The sequence below is a fragment of the Nocardia rhamnosiphila NBRC 108938 genome (genome assembly GCF_000720425.1).
Taxonomy (GTDB): domain Bacteria; phylum Actinomycetota; class Actinomycetes; order Mycobacteriales; family Mycobacteriaceae; genus Nocardia; species Nocardia rhamnosiphila.
On sequence record NZ_JOAJ01000001.1, the window covers coordinates 810,731 to 825,939 of the forward strand.

Annotated in this window: 18 protein-coding genes; 3 read left to right on the forward strand and 15 right to left on the reverse strand. The window is 67.7% G+C overall.

Annotation, left to right across the window (positions count from 1 at the left end):
- Nucleotides 1–145: 145 nt before the first annotated feature.
- The 3 genes from IG75_RS0103765 (at nucleotide 146) to IG75_RS39670 (ending at nucleotide 2,032) form a co-directional block, all read left to right on the forward strand.
- Nucleotides 146–1,285, forward strand: a complete 1,140-nt coding sequence (locus IG75_RS0103765) for a lipase family protein (RefSeq protein ID WP_030519725.1) — start codon at nucleotides 146–148, stop codon at nucleotides 1,283–1,285.
- A gap of 131 nt (nucleotides 1,286–1,416) precedes the next feature.
- On the forward strand, nucleotides 1,417–1,827 hold the full coding sequence (locus tag IG75_RS36005) for a hypothetical protein (RefSeq protein WP_051714185.1): 411 nt from the start codon (nucleotides 1,417–1,419) through the stop codon (nucleotides 1,825–1,827).
- A gap of 49 nt (nucleotides 1,828–1,876) precedes the next feature.
- Nucleotides 1,877–2,032, forward strand: a complete 156-nt coding sequence (locus IG75_RS39670) for a DUF6131 family protein (RefSeq protein ID WP_168165606.1) — start codon at nucleotides 1,877–1,879, stop codon at nucleotides 2,030–2,032.
- Between the two features lie 117 nt (nucleotides 2,033–2,149).
- Here the strand turns inward: IG75_RS39670 and IG75_RS0103780 are convergent, their stop codons facing one another.
- The 15 genes from IG75_RS0103780 to lppU all read right to left on the reverse strand — a co-directional run bounded on the left by IG75_RS0103780 (nucleotide 2,150) and on the right by lppU (nucleotide 14,939).
- Nucleotides 2,150–2,935 carry an MHYT domain-containing protein gene (locus IG75_RS0103780; RefSeq protein WP_245713097.1) on the reverse strand — a complete coding sequence of 262 codons (786 nt, stop codon included), beginning with the start codon at nucleotides 2,933–2,935 and terminating at the stop codon, nucleotides 2,150–2,152.
- Nucleotides 2,936–3,401: 466 nt separating this feature from the next.
- Nucleotides 3,402–3,635, reverse strand: coding sequence for a hypothetical protein (locus IG75_RS0103785; RefSeq protein ID WP_156058610.1), 234 nt, complete (start codon nucleotides 3,633–3,635; stop codon nucleotides 3,402–3,404).
- A 99-nt stretch (nucleotides 3,636–3,734) separates the two neighbouring features.
- The gene (locus IG75_RS0103790) at nucleotides 3,735–4,475 is read right to left on the reverse strand and encodes an SDR family oxidoreductase (RefSeq protein WP_030519729.1); all 741 of its coding nucleotides are present in this window, start codon (nucleotides 4,473–4,475) and stop codon (nucleotides 3,735–3,737) included.
- Nucleotides 4,476–4,704: 229 nt separating this feature from the next.
- Complete coding sequence (locus tag IG75_RS0103795; protein ID WP_030519730.1) at nucleotides 4,705–5,628, reverse strand: hypothetical protein; 924 nt, start codon at nucleotides 5,626–5,628, stop codon at nucleotides 4,705–4,707.
- Nucleotides 5,625–6,914: a hypothetical protein gene (locus tag IG75_RS0103800; protein WP_036512130.1), complete on the reverse strand. Its 1,290-nt coding sequence runs from the start codon at nucleotides 6,912–6,914 to the stop codon at nucleotides 5,625–5,627. The genes IG75_RS0103795 and IG75_RS0103800 overlap by 4 nt, the downstream gene beginning before the upstream one ends.
- Before the next feature lie 188 nt (nucleotides 6,915–7,102).
- Nucleotides 7,103–7,930, reverse strand: a complete 828-nt coding sequence (locus IG75_RS0103805; protein ID WP_030519732.1) for an enoyl-CoA hydratase/isomerase family protein — start codon at nucleotides 7,928–7,930, stop codon at nucleotides 7,103–7,105.
- Nucleotides 7,931–7,960: 30 nt separating this feature from the next.
- On the reverse strand, nucleotides 7,961–8,731 hold the full coding sequence (locus tag IG75_RS0103810; RefSeq protein WP_030519733.1) for an SDR family NAD(P)-dependent oxidoreductase: 771 nt from the start codon (nucleotides 8,729–8,731) through the stop codon (nucleotides 7,961–7,963).
- A 168-nt stretch (nucleotides 8,732–8,899) separates the two neighbouring features.
- Complete coding sequence (locus IG75_RS0103815; protein ID WP_030519734.1) at nucleotides 8,900–9,487, reverse strand: TetR/AcrR family transcriptional regulator; 588 nt, start codon at nucleotides 9,485–9,487, stop codon at nucleotides 8,900–8,902.
- Between the two features lie 58 nt (nucleotides 9,488–9,545).
- Nucleotides 9,546–10,424, reverse strand: a complete 879-nt coding sequence (locus IG75_RS0103820) for an oxygenase MpaB family protein (RefSeq protein WP_051714377.1) — start codon at nucleotides 10,422–10,424, stop codon at nucleotides 9,546–9,548.
- A 172-nt stretch (nucleotides 10,425–10,596) separates the two neighbouring features.
- Nucleotides 10,597–10,839 carry a helix-turn-helix transcriptional regulator gene (locus tag IG75_RS0103825; RefSeq protein WP_030519736.1) on the reverse strand — a complete coding sequence of 81 codons (243 nt, stop codon included), beginning with the start codon at nucleotides 10,837–10,839 and terminating at the stop codon, nucleotides 10,597–10,599.
- Nucleotides 10,829–11,680 carry an ABC transporter permease gene (locus IG75_RS0103830; protein ID WP_030519737.1) on the reverse strand — a complete coding sequence of 284 codons (852 nt, stop codon included), beginning with the start codon at nucleotides 11,678–11,680 and terminating at the stop codon, nucleotides 10,829–10,831. Before IG75_RS0103830 ends, IG75_RS0103825 begins: the two co-directional genes overlap by 11 nt.
- On the reverse strand, nucleotides 11,677–12,606 hold the full coding sequence (locus IG75_RS0103835; RefSeq protein ID WP_030519738.1) for an ABC transporter ATP-binding protein: 930 nt from the start codon (nucleotides 12,604–12,606) through the stop codon (nucleotides 11,677–11,679). Before IG75_RS0103835 ends, IG75_RS0103830 begins: the two co-directional genes overlap by 4 nt.
- 144 nt (nucleotides 12,607–12,750) lie before the next feature.
- A complete protein-coding gene (locus tag IG75_RS0103840) occupies nucleotides 12,751–13,380 on the reverse strand; it encodes a class I SAM-dependent methyltransferase (RefSeq protein WP_030519739.1) in 630 nt (209 codons plus the stop codon).
- A gap of 60 nt (nucleotides 13,381–13,440) precedes the next feature.
- On the reverse strand, nucleotides 13,441–14,157 hold the full coding sequence (locus tag IG75_RS0103845) for an MBL fold metallo-hydrolase (protein WP_030519740.1): 717 nt from the start codon (nucleotides 14,155–14,157) through the stop codon (nucleotides 13,441–13,443).
- Between the two features lie 191 nt (nucleotides 14,158–14,348).
- Nucleotides 14,349–14,939 (reverse strand): LppU family putative lipoprotein, encoded by a 591-nt coding sequence (lppU, locus tag IG75_RS0103850; RefSeq protein ID WP_030519741.1) that lies wholly within the window; start codon nucleotides 14,937–14,939, stop codon nucleotides 14,349–14,351.
- Between the last annotated feature and the right edge of the window lie 270 nt (nucleotides 14,940–15,209).

Below are 15,209 nucleotides of genomic sequence, written 5' to 3' on the forward strand. Positions count from 1 at the left end.
TGGCCGGACCTGCCTCGCCCGTCCTTCCGGTTGTCGCGGGCCGGACGGCATGCCGACATGCTTGGTCGCCCGTCCAGGTGAAAGACTGGCCGGGTTCCGCCCGAGGCGGCACGGCACCGGTGGGTGATCCGGCGAAAGGAAGATCATGCGGAAATTCGGTACGGCCGCGGTCACCGCGCTGCTGGCGGCGGCGATCGCCGGGCTGCCCGGCGGGCACGCGGTAGCGGCACCGGGCACCGGCGTCGTCGAATCCGTCGAACCGCTGGCCGCTCCGGCCGTGCTGCCCGGCTCGGTGGGTTCGGAGCGCATGCTCTATACGACGACCACGGTCGGCGGAGCGCCGACCGTGGCCAGTGCCGCCGTGTACTTCCCCGCCGGCGCGCCCCCGGCCGGCGGTTGGCCGGTCATCGCCTGGGCGCACGGTACGGTCGGGCTCGGTGATTCCTGCGCCTACAGTGTGGCCGGCCCGGGCGCCGTGGCACGGGACTGGGCGTACCTGGGTAGATGGCTCGAGCAGGGTTATGCCATCGTCGCCGCCGACTACGCCGGGCTGGGTACTCCCGGCGAGCATCCGTACCTGAACGGGGTGGTGGAGGCGCACAATGTCGTCGACGCGGTCCGGGCCGCGTCGGGGCACTATGCCGCACTGTCGAACAAATGGGTCGTGGTCGGGCAGTCGCAGGGTGGGGGAGCCGCGGTCACCACCGCCCGGTACGCCACCGAATTCGGCGGCCCGGAACTGGACTACCGCGGCGCGGTGGCCACCGGCGTCCCCGCCTATATCGAGAACATCCTCGCTCTCATGGGACCGGGCGTACCGCCGGTGAAATTGGGCGCACACACCACGGCGTACGCGCTGTACCTGCTCAACGGACTGCGCACCACCTATCCCGAGCTGGACATCGAATCCTTGCTCACCGATTCCGGCCGGTACTGGCTGGAACGCGCGCGCACCGAATGCTTGTCCCCGTTCGGTGACGAGCTGGTGGCCCATGGTGTGGTGATCGGAGACCTCTTCACCCGGCCGTTGGCCGATATTCCGGATCTGCGCGGGCTGCTCACCCGCTATCTCGGCCTGCCGGAATCCGGCTACGACAAGCCGCTCTTCCTCGGGCAGGGTCTGCTCGACACCGATGTGATCACCCCGGAGACGCTGCGGTTCGCGGCGGTGCTCGGGGTGAACCGGCAGCCGGTGACGCTGAAGGTGTACCCCACCGATCACGATGGCGCCGTGAACGATTCGTTGCCCGACTCGGTGCCGTTCGTCCGCGACCTGTTCGCCTGAGTTCCGGCCGTCCGCGCCCGCGGATCCACCCCGCCGGTCAATCGGACTGGCGGACATGGCCTTCCCCCCGTTTGACATCGTCGTCGCCGGGAATAGCGGGAGCATAGTGTTCCTCGACCCTTGGGATTGCCATGATCATTGTTCTCGGGCTCGTGATCGCCGTCGCGGCGGTTGCCGCCGGTGTCGCCGGCGTCGCGGCCAATACCAGTGATGTCAATCGGCTGACCAGCGACTTCTCGGTCTTCGATTACCATTTCGCCGGTACCACCGGTGAACTGTTCCTCATCGGCATCATCGTCGGTGTCGTCGGTGGGCTAGGAGTGGGTCTCGTCTCCGCCGGTGCGTGGCGATCCACCCGCCGGGGTCTGGAGACCCGCCGTGAACTGCGGCAGTCGCGTAAGGAGATCGCCGCCGCCCAGCGGGATCTCGCCAAGACCAACGAACCGGCGAAGAAGCCCGCGCCCGCCGCTCCGCCGGCTCCGGCCTGGTCGATGAGCAAACTGCTGCGCAAGCCGGACAAGAGCGCCGCGACCGCCAAGTAATCCCTGTCCCTCGCCCGGATATCGAATATCGAAACAGAAAGTCAGTGTCATGATCGTTCTCGGACTTGTTCTGCTCATCGCCGGTTACCTGCTCGGTATCGGCGTGCTCACCACCATCGGCCTCGTTCTGCTCGTAGTCGGCGCGGTACTGGCCATCGCCGGCTCGGTGGGCCGGCCGGTCGGTGGCCGGCGGCACTATTACTGACCCCGTCCACCGGCGACTCCATCCAGCGGCCGCGGCGGTGCGGGCGATCCACGGGATCGCCCGCACCGCCGCGGCCTTTCTCGGTGCCGAGACCGAAGCCTTGCGGGATCGGTTCGTTCAGCGTGCCGGCCGCCGCTCGGGTGGCGGGGGGTTCGTCGCGGCCTGGGCGTCGGGTCCGTGGGGATTGGTCAGCGCCATGCTCACGCCGATGAGCAGCACGACGGTGACCACGCTGATGGCGCCGAGCAGGGGGCCCAGAATCTCCAGTGGCTCGGCACCTTCGGGCGCCGCGGCATCGGGGACCTCGTGCGCGTGCATCGCGGACATGCCGGTGTAGTGCATCGTCGCCACCGCCGCGGCCATGATCAGCGCCGCGCCCAGGGTGGACGGGATTCCCCACGAGCGCATGCTGAACCACAGCGTCACGGTGGCCGCGACCGTGGCGATGACCAGAGACAGCGCTATGCGGGCGGGATCGTATTCGATATGTGCGTCCGTGCGCATCGCGGCCATGCCGGTGTAGTGCATGGCCGAGATGCCGAGGCCGGTGACGGCACCGCCGGTCAGCAGCGCCGGAAGGCCCGAGCCCGGTGTGGTCACCAGATACAGGCCGATGGCGACCACGCCGATCGAGGTCCCCGCGCTCAGCAGGGTGAGCGGGACATCGAACCGTATCTGTGCGCCATCTATGGAAAAGCCCAGCATCGCAACGAAATGCATGACCCAGATTCCGGTCCCGCCGATGGTGATCGCGGCGAGCACCAGCCAGAGCAACCGGCGCCGTCCGTGGCGGGCCTGCCTGGTGCACTGCAATCCGATGGCGCATCCGGTGGCCGAGAGGAAATACGCGAGGGCGGGCGTCAGCCAGCCGAACGCGAAGTGTTCGAGGTGAAGCATGTCCATCCAACGTTCCGCCGGGAAGCCCGGAGTTTCTGTGTAGGGCTAAACAGTACGACGCCTGCCTGAATGGTGTGCTGACCATTTGCTTGAAATGCTGTGGTATCAATCACATTCGCGTTATGCGGCGTCTTGATTCCGCAATATTGCATTGTCTATCTTGCGGATACATTTGCGGGGCGGATTCGCGGCGAAGTAGGCGCCGGGCCTCGGAAAGCCCGATGTCGCCACACTGTTGGAAGATGCCCGTTGCGTATCCGAGCGAAACACCTTTTTTGGAATGGGTGTGGTTCGGATTTCGGGCTCGCCTGACTACGCCTTTCTCGATGGATGATAACTGATCTATAACTGGAACATAACTTCTCGGCGTCGGTTCCGAAATCGGTGAAACGTTTCGGCCGGAGCCGCCGACGGCGAACCCGGCCGCCGGACACGGCGACCGGATCCGTCTCCGAGGGTCTCGGCGCAGTCGTCACCGCTGCGGCGCGCCCTCACATTTCATCAGTTCCGACGCGGACGTGACCCGGGAGTCGAACACCGTCCACAGCGATCCGTCCGTCAACCGCCGTAGGACGAACCGGTACTTGCCATAGCACGCCCGCGAGGCCGTCGTCAGACGAGTCTTTCCCACCACTCGGTAGGGATATCCGTCGATGCGCACTGTCGGGTTCATGATCTTTTCTCCCCTTTCGCCGTTGTCGGTCATCGGCGGCCACTGTGGCAGGGAGGTCCTGAAGCCACGCTGAAGCGGCCTGAAGGCCGCTTCAGGAAGCGGGGAAGCTGCCGGTCGGAGTTGCTGTCGAGGTCAGCGGTGGGCGTCGAGCCAGTCCCGGTAGTGCGTGGGAGCCAGGTGCGCGTCCGGTCCGGCGAGGAGTTCGTCGCCGGTGATCGCGGCGAACATACCGGCGGTGTCGTCGGTGACGACGATCCGGTCGTCGTGCCGGGCGAGCAGGGTCATCCGGCCGATTTCGTCGAGCGGGAACACATCGGGTCCCGCGACATTGCGGATACCCTGCAGGGGCGTGCCCAGCGCGACGCCCACCACCGCGTCGACGACATCCGCGGCGGCCATCGGCTGCAGCCGGGTGGCGGGCAGCCGGACGACGGTGTCATCGGCGGACCAGGACATCACCGCGTCCATGAACTCGAAGAACTGGGTGGCGCGCACGATCGAATATGGTGTGGGGCCTTTCCTGAGCAACTCCTCCTGCAGCGTCTTGGCCCGGTAGTAGTCCAGTTGCGGTACCTGGTCCACGCCGACGATCGACAGCACCACCTGGTGCTTCACCCCGGCACGGTCCCCGGCGCCGAGCAGGTTGTCCATCGCGGTGCGGAAGAAATCCAGTGCGGCGTCGTCGAAGGTCGGGGAGTTGGCCAGCCCGACCACCACGTCGGCGCCCGCCACCGCCTGATCGAGGCCCTCGCCGCTGACAAGGTCCACGCCGGTGGACGGCGCGGCGGGTACGGCGTCGTGACCGGCCGCCCGTAGCTTCCGGACGACCTGCGAGCCGATCCGACCGGTGCCGCCGATGACTGTCAGCTTCATGGTGCTCACCTTTCACCGCCTGCCGCCGGGCAGGGCGGGGTTCAGAGAGTTCGATGTGCACTGAAATGTCGAGAGGTGCTCCACTGCGGCCGTCCGCGGCCGGCGTCGTGACCGGCCGTGCGAACCAGGTGATCACTGTGCTGCTGTTCCAGCATCGCATCAGTGATTCCGGCGACCGCGGCCCGGCCACCGGAATAGATGATTTCGAGACCTGCGCGGCTCGCCGGGATCAGGTGGTGAGTCGCGCGTCCGGCATCAGGCGCGTGATCGACAGATCTCGATGGGCGATCCCGGGACCGTGCTCGTGCACCGGACGCAGCGCCTCGATGACGTTGACGCAGGTCAGATGGTCTGCCGGATGAAGCCCTTCGGTGAAGCGGAAGCGGACGTTGGCGGTGCCCCGCGCCGTATCGGTCGTGGTGACCAGCTGATAGCGCAGCGGCGCCCGATCCTCGCTGGTGGTGGCCCAGATGGAGCGATAACTCAGCCCGGGCCCCAGCCCCCGGTCGACGATCACCTTCTGGACGGCACCGGAACCGTCGGTGATCACCTCCACGGTGCTGCTCGGCGTCTCGGCCGCACCGGCGGCGCTGTGGAACACCGCGTCATCGAGGACACGCAGCCCCGCCGTGTAGTAGCCGTCGACCGCGGCGGCGCCGGCGACCGCGGCCTCGGACCCGGTGGCCCCGATACCGATATCGTGCCGATCCCCCCACGGGTACACCCCGGCCTCGGGAAAATCGAGCTCCTCGACCAGTTCCACCCGCCGGATCCCCCGGGTCACCTCCGTCAGTGATCGGATGAGCCGGGCCGGAATCGTGGCCTGGAAGGCCCCGGTGGCGTGGAAGGTGGATTGCCCGGTGCGGCAGGCATCCAGCAGTTCGGCCGGCGGGAGGTGGCCGTCCAGCGGCGCCGTGGATATCACGTCGTAGCCGTCGCTCAGGAGCTCCGGTAGCACGCTGCCCGGTGTGTCCGCGGCGATCTCGGCGAACGTCGGCACGTAGACGACGCACGCCGTGCCCTCGGGCGGGGACTGCAGGGTTTCGATCCGCGCGGATACCTCGAGGTGTGCTCGCGCGCGGATCCGGTCGGCGATCCGGTCGGCGAAGGGGCCGGCGCCGAGCACCGCGACCGCGAGCGTGGGTGAACTCATGACGACTCCAGAAGGTAGTGAGGACGTAGGTCCGGCATGACCACACCGGGAGGTGCGGCACACAACTCGGGAACCACGCCCAGCATTGCGGCGACCGAGATATCGGTAACAGCGGACCAATCTCCGCTATAGGCCTCGTCGTCCATTTCGTTACGCATCTCGACGACACCCGGGTTGCCGTCGAGGGTGATCACATGGCCGCCGGCCGCGCTGCTCGGATGATCCTGTCCCAGATGGGCATTGCCGGCCCCGACGTGCCAGCACTCCTCGTTGGTCATGAAGAGATCGTCACCGATGTATCCCCGGTAGGTCATATGGATCGCGCCCACGGTGCCGGGTTCGATGACGGTGCCGCCGGCCCGCACCCGGACGCGCGCCGGAACCGGGTAGAGGTGGCGAACGACTCGGACCGCATCCGACCCGACCCCGTACAACGCGTGCGCGACATTGCCCAGCACGGCATCGAAGTAGAAATGCTGCATCAGTCCGATCGCGTGGTCGGAGTCCACTGCCGCCAACGGCATTCCGAATCCGAGACTTTCCAGTCCGCCCCACATACCGTCGGGCGCGGCGGACAGGTCGCCGACCTCCAGGAAGCGCACCTCGTGTACCTCGTCGAGCGTTCCGGCCAGGCGGAGCAACAGTTGTTCGACCATGAGGCCCGGATGCAATCCGGTGCCGTGCAGCGAGACCCCACCGGCGAGGCAGGCCCGTTGGAGTCGGCTGCCCGGTTTCCGCCGCGGGATCGCCCGGTCGACGACAGGGGCGGCCAGCAGCTCCAGCGCGGGGCGGATCGGGCGCGCGAGAGACGAGTCCACGGCGCGCATACCCCACCGTAAAGCCTGAAGCGCGTGGCGCAACCGGGGACCGAACGCGTTACCGGTGACCTTCATATCCGCCACTGTCCGCAGCACTGAGAGCGGGGACCGCGAGGCGGACAACCAGGTCGGCATGGACGGATTGTGATAGGAGGCCGCCGACACCACGTTCTTGCCCGATTCGAGCAGCGCGACGACATCGTCGTCGGCGCCCTGGATCAGCGCCGGAGTGGTCGGCGTGTGGACGACACAGTCGGCGTCGAGGGCCAAGATCTCGGCGGCCGAGGTCGTCGCGGCGACCCCCACCGGCGCCAGGCCGGCCAGTTCACCGATGTCCTTGCCGTTCTTGTGCGGACTGAACACCTTGACTCCGACGACCTCGAAATCGGGTGATTCGAGGGCGGTGCGCAGGGCCCGCCCGCCCATGTCGCCGGGGCCCCAGATGATCAGTCGATATGGACCAGTCACAACCGTCTCCTTGCCGCCGCTCGCGGACTTTCTAACACACCGGCTGATGTGACACGCCAGTTCTGTGTGGCGTGGGCTCGGTGATATCGAAAATATCCACAGTACGAGGGGATTCTGCGTGATGTGGCAGCCGGATGTGACCCGTCGTTCATCTTTCGCGCGACGTCCGAGACCCGGTGGGGACGTGATCAGAGCGGGCCCGCGGTGGTGTGGGTTCCGGTGCGGAAGGCCGCGAAGGAAGCGTCGAGTTCGCCGGTGGCGCTGCACATCACCTGGGTGCGGTTCTCCAGGTCGAGCGCATGACGCAGACTCGGGGCGTCCACGGTCTGCCACATCGTCTCTTTCGTCATCCACACCGCGAGCGGGGAATTGCGGGCGATCTCCTCCGCTTTGGCGACGGCGCGTGCGAGCAGCTCGCCGGACTCGACGACCTCGAGTACCAGCCCGATCCGCGCGGCCTCCTCGGCGTCGAAAACACGTCCGGTGAGCAGCAGTTCGGCCGAGCGCGCGGCGCCGACGAGTCGCGGCAGATGGTAGCTGGTACCCATATCGCACGCCGAGATTCCGTGCCGGATGAACACCGCGCCGAAGCCGGCGCCGCGGGCCGCGTAGCGGATATCGCAGGCCAGCGCCAGCGCGAACCCGCCGCCGACCGCCGCCCCGTCGACGGCGGCGATCACCGGCTGGCGCAGCCGGTGGATCTTCTCGAACGCCGAGGCCATCAGCTCCTGCGCGGCGTAGATCCGGGCGACCGGGGAGTGGACCGCGCCCAGCAGCGCCGCGGCCGGGGTGGCCCCGGTGGCGGTGAAGTCCTCCGGCTGCGCCTTCAGGTCGGCGCCGGCGCAGAACGCGCCGGCGGCGCCGGTGATGACGAGTGCCCGGACCTCCGGATTGCCGTTGATCTCGTCGAGCACGGTGTGCAGTTCGGCGACCGTCTGATTATCGAGCGCATTGCGCCGGTGCGGGCGGTCGATCGTCAGCACCACAACCCCGGAGGGCAGGTATTCGGTGGACAGCGCGGACACGGGAACTCCTTCGGCTCGGGTTCAGCGGGCGACGGTACCGCCGTCGACCAGGAAGGTCTGACCGGTAACGAAACTGCCGGCGTCCGAACACAGCAGGAGCGCGGTGCCGACCATCTCGTCGGGTTCGGCGATCCGGCCCAGCAGTGTGGCTCCGGCCATGGCCGCGACGAATTCCGGCGGATTCTTGCGGACCATATCGGTGTCGACGGCGCCGGGGGCCATGGCGTTCACCCGGATGCCGTCGGCGGCGAATTCGGCGGCCATGGAGCGGGTGAACGACAGCAGCGCGGCCTTGCCCGCCGCGTACATCGACAGCGCGGGCGCGAACTGCAGGGCCGCGACCGAGCCGAGATTCAATACCGCCGCGTGTTCGCTGGCCCGCAGATACGGCAGGGCCGCCTGGACCAGGAACAGCGGTCCCTGCACATTGACGCCGAAGGATTTCTCGACCGCCGCGGGTTCCATGGTCGCCAACGGCTGGGCGAGGGCGTTGGCCGCGTTGTTGACGACGATATCGATCCCGCCGAAGGTGTCGGCAGCGGTCTGCACCAGCGCGTGTAGGGCTTCGACATCACCCAGGTGGGTCGGTACGCCGATCGCGTCCGCGCCGAGTTCCCGCAGCCGGGCGGCGGCCTGCTCGCACGCATCCGGTTTACGGCTTGCCACCACGAGTCGTGCGCCCGCGCAAGCGAATCCCTCGGCGATGGCGAGCCCGATGCCCCGGGTGCCGCCGGTGACGATCGCGGTCCGCCCGCTCAGGTCGAACAACTTCTGAAAGGAGTTGCTGTCCACTGGATCAACCTTTCGATCGGCGGGCCGCGACCCGCTCGGCGGCCATAGGGTTCGCTACGGCCGCAGGCATTTGTATCAGTACTCGGATCGGTGCCGAACGAGCGGTCCCGGTCGGTGCGACCGCGCGACGAGCGGCTTCCCACCTGGCCCCGCGGTGCCGTGCCCGGTTCACCACACGAGCCGCGCGAGATAGCGGCGGGAGTACTCGCGTACCGCAGCCGGATCCGAGATGTCCAGCTGCCCTTCGGGATTCAGCAGCAGCGACAACGTGAGCCGGACCAGTAGTTCGGAGACGGCCCGGAGGTCCGCCTCCGGCATCGTCACACCGCTCCGGCGCAGTGTCCCCGCGACCCGGTCACCCGCCTCCGCGAGGGACAGACCCCGCGGCCGTCCGGCGGGCCCCAGCAGCAGTTCCGGTTCGCTGGTCAGGATGCGCCGGGCCAGCGGTGACCGTTCCAGGAGTTCGAAGAAGAGGGTGAAGCATTCGGCCACTGCTTCGCCGGGTTCGCGGCCCGCGGCCGCCTTGGCCAATTGTTCGAGCAGTTCGTCGGTCTCACGCAGGACGAGGAGTTCGAACAGTGCGTCCTTGGTGGGGAATCGCCGGTAGAGCGTCCGGCGGCTGATCCCGGCGCGGAGGGCGATATCGTCCATGGTGGCGCGCCGGACGCCGTACTGTTCGAACTCCGATCGGGCGGCGGACAGGATCCGCTGGACCTGTGGATCGGTCCGGCTCTCGGTAGCCGTGTCGGGGGTCATCGGACCCTGCCGGAAGAACAGGCGGCCGGCCGGTGCGTACCGTGCCCGGGTCCCGGCTTCATCGTGCTGGCTTTCCGTTGTGGATCCGGCGCGGGTCGACTCCGGCGCGTTCCCACGCCCGCGCCGCCCAGGGCGTGTACAGCACCCGTACCGGGAGCCGGTTGAACAGTGGATTCGCGGCCCGCACGACAGCCGCGAAACGCTGGAACCGTCGCTCCGCCCGTTCGTTCCAGGGCAGTGCGCAGACCTCGCGCATCTCCTGGGGTAGGGTTCCGATCAAGACCGTCCGCAGGACGGCATCGATCGGTGCGGCGACGATCCGCCACAGCGGCCGGGGGAGCCATCCGGGGCCGGGAATCCCCTTGCGGAGGTAACCGGTCGCGTACCAGATGGTGCGGGTGCGGACGAACCGGCCCAGCATCGACTCCCAATACGCCTGGAATTCCTCGTAGGTCTGCGGTTGATTACGGGCACTCACCCCGTAAAGCTGATACCAGACCTTGCCTTCCTCGAAGATCTGGACCTTCTCCTCGTGGGACAGCCGCCGGATGAACGTATCCGTGATGTAGAGGACCTGGTCGACGAACGTGGCGTGGGCCCAGTAGAACAGCTCCGGGTTGAGCGCGTGATAGCGCGAACCGTCGCTGATGGTGCCCTTGATGGACCCGTGGAAGTCCCGCACCCGCCGGCCCCAGTCGTGTGGGTCCTCGCTGTAGACGGTCTGCATGATGGGCGGGGCGCTGCGCCGGGCGCGGCCGAGGAAATCGCTGAAGATCACCGAATGGTCCTCGACGCCCTGCGCGAGTTGCTCGATGCAGTTCTCGGTACCCGCGAGCCGCTGGAAGCCGAGTAGGTTGCGGACATCGCCGTGGAACTTCCAGACCAGCGAATCGGGCCCGAGCCGGAGCCGCGGTTCGGCGGTCTCGTGGACCGGCATCGGCAGGCCCTCGCGGATTCCCGCGTCGGATTCGGTGGTCACCGGGCACCTCCGTGGCACTTCGGTCACGGATCATTGGCACAGATCCGTGACTCTGTGCCACCCACCGTAGAACCCCGGCCCGCACGGCACAAGGGGCGGATCGCCCTCGATACCGTGCGGGCCGGAGCGGCTACGCGGTTTCGGCTCCCGAACCCAGCCGGGGGAAGGGCTCGGTGGAGAACACGACCTCCACGGCCACCTCGAAGTACGCCGCGATCCGCAGCGCCAGATGCAGGCTGGGACTGTATTCGCCGCGTTCGAGGTAGCCGACGGTCTGGTAGTGGACCCCGAGCGCCTCGGCGAGCTCGCGTCGCGAGATACCACGTTCGGCGCGCAGCATCGCGATGCGGTTGTAGATGGCCTCAGAAGGCACGCTGCATCGCCTTCTCCCGACGCGCCGCCATACTCGATCCGGACTCGTGCCGTGCCATGCGCCGCAACACTACCGGCGCCACCAGCAGCCCCACGATCGCCCAGCCGCCCAGGACGGCGGCGGTCTCCAGATGGCGCCAGGAGCCGCCGATCTCGACCTCGGCCGCCTCGGGTGGTAGCAGCGCCGAGCGCATACCGAGCCCGGCCCAGTACATCGGGAAGGCCTGTCCCACACCCTGTAACCAGCCCGGCAGGGCGGTGAGCGGGTAGAAGATCCCGGATATGGCGATGAGCCCCATCAGTGGCATGGTGAGCAGGAAGGAGGCCCGGGCGCCGTCGAGCACCCCGCCCAGGACCGCGCCGACCGGTAGCGCCGCGAGCAGACCGAGCAGCACGACCCAGCCGAAGGTCGCCCATGCGGCGGTGCTGTCCAGCGATGAGCCGCCGATGATCACCATGCCGGCCGCCAGGACGACGAGTACCTGCACCAGGACGGATACGGCGGACGCGGTCACCTTGCCGATGAAGTAGCCGATCATGCCGTGGGGTACGGTCCGGGCCCGGAGTAGAGTGCCGTCCTCACGGTCCAGCACGAGCACATTGGTGAGCGCGTAGAGACCGTTGAAGGCGATGATGCTGCCGAGCAGGCCGGGGAGCGCGAGTTCGGCGACGGAGAGGCCGGTGTTTCCGTAGTCGCGATCGCGGAGCAGATAGAGCGCGCCCAATGCGATTGCCGGGGTGAGGAACTGACCGATCAGATCGGGGGCGTGGGTGTACATCTGACGGAATTCGATCCAGCCGCGGGTGAATCCGGCACGGACCGCGTTGGCGACGGGATTCATCGGGTGACCTCCGCGAGAGAGTGGACCGCGCTCGCCGGTTCCCCGGATTCGTAGCGTTGCACCAGGGCCATGTAGGTGTCCTCCAGCGAGGCGCGGCGCACTTCCAGGTCGCCGATACGGTCGCCGTGCTGTGTGAACAGTCCGTGCACGAATTTCGTCGATTCGGTGGTGGTGTGGACGAAACGTTGTTCGTCCACGGTCCAGCGGACCTCGGCCGCACCGGCGATCGACCGGGACAGCTCGTCGGCCGACCCGTCGGCGATGATGCGTCCACCCGCCAGGATCAGGATCCGATCGGCGATCTTCTCGGCCTCGTCGAGATCATGGGTGGTGAGCAGGACCGTGGTGTCCTCCAGGTCGGACAGGCGATGGACCAGATCGTGGAAATCGCGACGGGCCGCGGGATCGAATCCGGCGGTGGGTTCGTCCATGAACAGCAGTTCCGGCCGCCCGGCGATGCCGATCGCCACGTCCAGCCGGCGCCGTTGTCCGCCGGAGAGGGTGGCGATCTCGGCGTCGGCGTGGTCGGTGAGCCCGACCAGTTCGACGAGTTCGCCGGTGTCCCAGGGTTTGCGGACCCGGTCGGTGGAGTAGGGGCGGTAGAACGCGCCCAGGTGGTCGAGCAGTTCGCGGACCCGCCATTTGGCGTGGTCCCGCCATGATTGCAGGACGACGCCGATACGGGCGCGCCATAGTTCGTCCCCGTGTTCGGGGTCGGCGCCCAGTACGGCGACGTGTCCGGCCGACCGCTTGCGGAAGCCCTCCAGTATTTCGATGGTGGTGGTCTTGCCGGCGCCGTTCGGTCCCAGCATGACCAGAACCTCACCGCGGTGTGCCCGGAAGGTCACCTCGTGCAATACGTCGGTGGTGTCGTAGCGCATTCGTAGTTTCTCGACGTTCAGTACCACGCCGTCGCTCGAAGTCATGAGTCCTCCCGATCATCGACCTTCGATCATTCGTAGTATATCTACTACATATGAGAGCGGCAATGCTTCATGTTCGAGTGACTCGGTGCTGCCGAGTGAATGCCCGGCGTGCCGGGGGCCGCCGGGCCGCGACCGGCGCGGTGCTCAGTCCGCGCGGGAGAACACCGCGACCAGGAACTCCGAGGAGTCGGTGAACGGCCGCAGATCCCAGGTCGACAGCAACAGATCGGCGCGGAGACCCTGCTCGGTGGCGTCGGCGCGGAACTCCGCGAAGTCGTAGCCGCGGCCGGCGCCGAAACCGGTCACCACCCGGCCCTGCGGTGCCAGATGCCGGGCGAAACCGGACAGCACCGCCGGGCGGGTCGGCGGGGCCAGGAATGTCATCACATTGCCCGCGCAGACGATCACATCGAAACCGGCGGTCACGCCCCGGGCCGGCAGATCCAGTTCGGCGAGATCGCCGACCAGCCAGGCGGGTCCGGGATAGTCGGCCTCGGCGGCGGCGATCAGCACCGGGTCGATATCGACGCCGACCACCGTGTGACCGGCATTGTGCAGATGGCCACCCAGGCGGCCGGGTCCGCAACCCGCATCGAGTACCCGGCCGCGCCGGCCCAGCATGGCGTCGACCAGCCGCGCCTCGCCGAATATGTCGTGGCCTTCCGCCGCCAGCGTCCGGAACCGCTGCACATACCATTCGGAATGCGCCGGGTCGGCCGCGGTGAGTTCCTCCCAGCGGCTCGGTATGCGGTCCGGCGGGGTGTTCGGGCTCATCCGGTTCCTCTCGCGTCGGGTCACCCGGGGCGGTGGCACCGGATCGAACCCTACGTGCCGTCAGCGCGCCAGCCGGTTCTCGTAGACCGTCGCGAGGTCGCGCAAGGCGGTGGACCCGTCACCGGTGAAGCTGGAGCCGTGCATCACGGCCAGTGTGGTCGGCCGCAATCCGGCCAGCCGGTGCAGTGTCGCGGGTACGGCCGGACCCAGTGATGTGGCGTGGAAAACGTCCTCGGCCACCTCGGCCGGTCCTACCAGATCGGTGCCGGTGAGGGCGGGTCCGTCGCCGAGCTGGGTCATCAGATCGCCGCAGAACAACACGCCGGTGGATTCTTCGTAGAGCACCCGCGCCTCCCAGTTGTGCGGGGCGTGCGGTGTGTCGAAATGCTGGATCCGGCGGTCACCCAGATCGATGATCTCGCCGTCGGCCAGACGCCGCGGCCGCCGATCGGCCAGATCGTCCAGCGAGACCTGGCATCCCACTGCGCCGTGGGCCACCTGCGCGTACGGCGCCGCGTCCAGGAACAGATTCATCGCCCCGCTCTCGTCGGCCTCCACGTGACCGAAAGTGATCCAGCGGAGGTCCGCCACGGGCCGTATCCGCGCGATCGCCGCCGACACCGAAGGGAACAGCGCCCGCATACCGGTGTGGAACAGCAGCGGTTCCGCGGCGTCGACGAAGAACTGATTGAACGTGAAACCGGAGGGGCCCACCTCGGGAACGAAGGTGGAGAAGCGGTAGACACCGTCGGCGATCTCGTCTGTTCGGATATCCATCACAGCAGTCCTGGTAGCGCCATCCCCCGCCGAGTCTCGGACAGAACGCGTATTCGAGCAGCGGATCCCAGTGTATCTCCGCTGGTCGGCGCCGAACAGGGCCGTGCTTTCCGGTCCGGAACCGGGCAGGGCGCGCGTGGCCTCACACCCCGAGGTGAGGCCACGCATGCCGGTAGCCGGACGCGGTGCCGCTACACCTCGGCGACGCAGGTGACGAGCTGACGCTCGTCATAGGTGTAGTAGCTGGTGGCCTCCGCGGGGCACCCGGATTCGTCGGTGGTACCGGTCAGGATCTTCAACACGTGCACGGTATCGGGCTTGCCCGGCGTGCACGGGCTGTGCGTGGGGCTGTCGCTACCCGACGGAACCGTCATGCACTGACCTTCGACCCAGTCGATGTCCAGGCACAGCGCGCCCTGTTCCTGGCCGGCCAGGGTCACGTAGTAGGTCTGGTCGACGTCGGATGCGCAGCCGTCCTGGGTGGGGGCCTTGGCGACCACCTTGTAATTCGAATTCTCCGAACCGCACACGGCGTGGTCGATCTCCGCGTCCATCATCGTCCCCGACAGCGTGACACAGTCACCGATGGCGGCGTCGAAATCGACATCCCCACCCTCGTCGGTTCCGTTCTGTCCGGGCACGGTGGATACCGCGCTCGCCGACGAACTCTGCGCCGAGTCGGTGCCGCCGGTACACGCCGACAGGGTCAGCACCGCGCAGCCGAGTACAACGAGGCCGGCCAGTACACCGGGGATCCGGAACACGGGCGAACGTCTGGACATGCGAACTCCTTCATGGAAATACGTGAGGGTGAACAGTGTTCGGGCAGCAGATGATTCGGAACGGGTACACGGGAATGTGGTGTCTGCGGGGAACGGAGCCGGGTAGGCTCCGTTCCCCGGTGACCGCCGCCGGGAGAACCGGCCGTGCAGGGTTGCCCGGACATCGCGACCCGCCCCCGGCGGCCGATGAACGGTCACACGGGGGGCCGATTGCTTCGGTGACGCACCGCCGGAAGACGGCGGTGCGGGTGATGTCCGGCCGGCGTGGCC

Bases quoted from the DNA above. Each gene is read 5' to 3' on its own strand.
- IG75_RS0103820 (WP_051714377.1), bottom strand. From the start codon at position 10,424: ATGCCGGTCCACGAGACCGCCGAACCGCGGCTCCGGCTCGGGCCCGAT.
- lppU (WP_030519741.1), bottom strand. From the start codon at position 14,939: ATGTCCAGACGTTCGCCCGTGTTCCGGATCCCCGGTGTACTGGCCGGC.
- IG75_RS0103815 (WP_030519734.1), bottom strand. From the start codon at position 9,487: ATGACCCCCGACACGGCTACCGAGAGCCGGACCGATCCACAGGTCCAG.
- IG75_RS39670 (WP_168165606.1), top strand. From the start codon at position 1,877: ATGATCGTTCTCGGACTTGTTCTGCTCATCGCCGGTTACCTGCTCGGT.
- IG75_RS36005 (WP_051714185.1), top strand. From the start codon at position 1,417: ATGATCATTGTTCTCGGGCTCGTGATCGCCGTCGCGGCGGTTGCCGCC.
- IG75_RS0103840 (WP_030519739.1), bottom strand. From the start codon at position 13,380: ATGAGCCCGAACACCCCGCCGGACCGCATACCGAGCCGCTGGGAGGAA.
- IG75_RS0103780 (WP_245713097.1), bottom strand. From the start codon at position 2,935: ATGGACATGCTTCACCTCGAACACTTCGCGTTCGGCTGGCTGACGCCC.
- IG75_RS0103795 (WP_030519730.1), bottom strand. From the start codon at position 5,628: ATGAGTTCACCCACGCTCGCGGTCGCGGTGCTCGGCGCCGGCCCCTTC.
- IG75_RS0103790 (WP_030519729.1), bottom strand. From the start codon at position 4,475: ATGAAGCTGACAGTCATCGGCGGCACCGGTCGGATCGGCTCGCAGGTC.
- IG75_RS0103765 (WP_030519725.1), top strand. From the start codon at position 146: ATGCGGAAATTCGGTACGGCCGCGGTCACCGCGCTGCTGGCGGCGGCG.
- IG75_RS0103835 (WP_030519738.1), bottom strand. From the start codon at position 12,606: ATGACTTCGAGCGACGGCGTGGTACTGAACGTCGAGAAACTACGAATG.
- IG75_RS0103785 (WP_156058610.1), bottom strand. From the start codon at position 3,635: ATGACCGACAACGGCGAAAGGGGAGAAAAGATCATGAACCCGACAGTG.
- IG75_RS0103845 (WP_030519740.1), bottom strand. From the start codon at position 14,157: ATGGATATCCGAACAGACGAGATCGCCGACGGTGTCTACCGCTTCTCC.
- IG75_RS0103830 (WP_030519737.1), bottom strand. From the start codon at position 11,680: ATGAATCCCGTCGCCAACGCGGTCCGTGCCGGATTCACCCGCGGCTGG.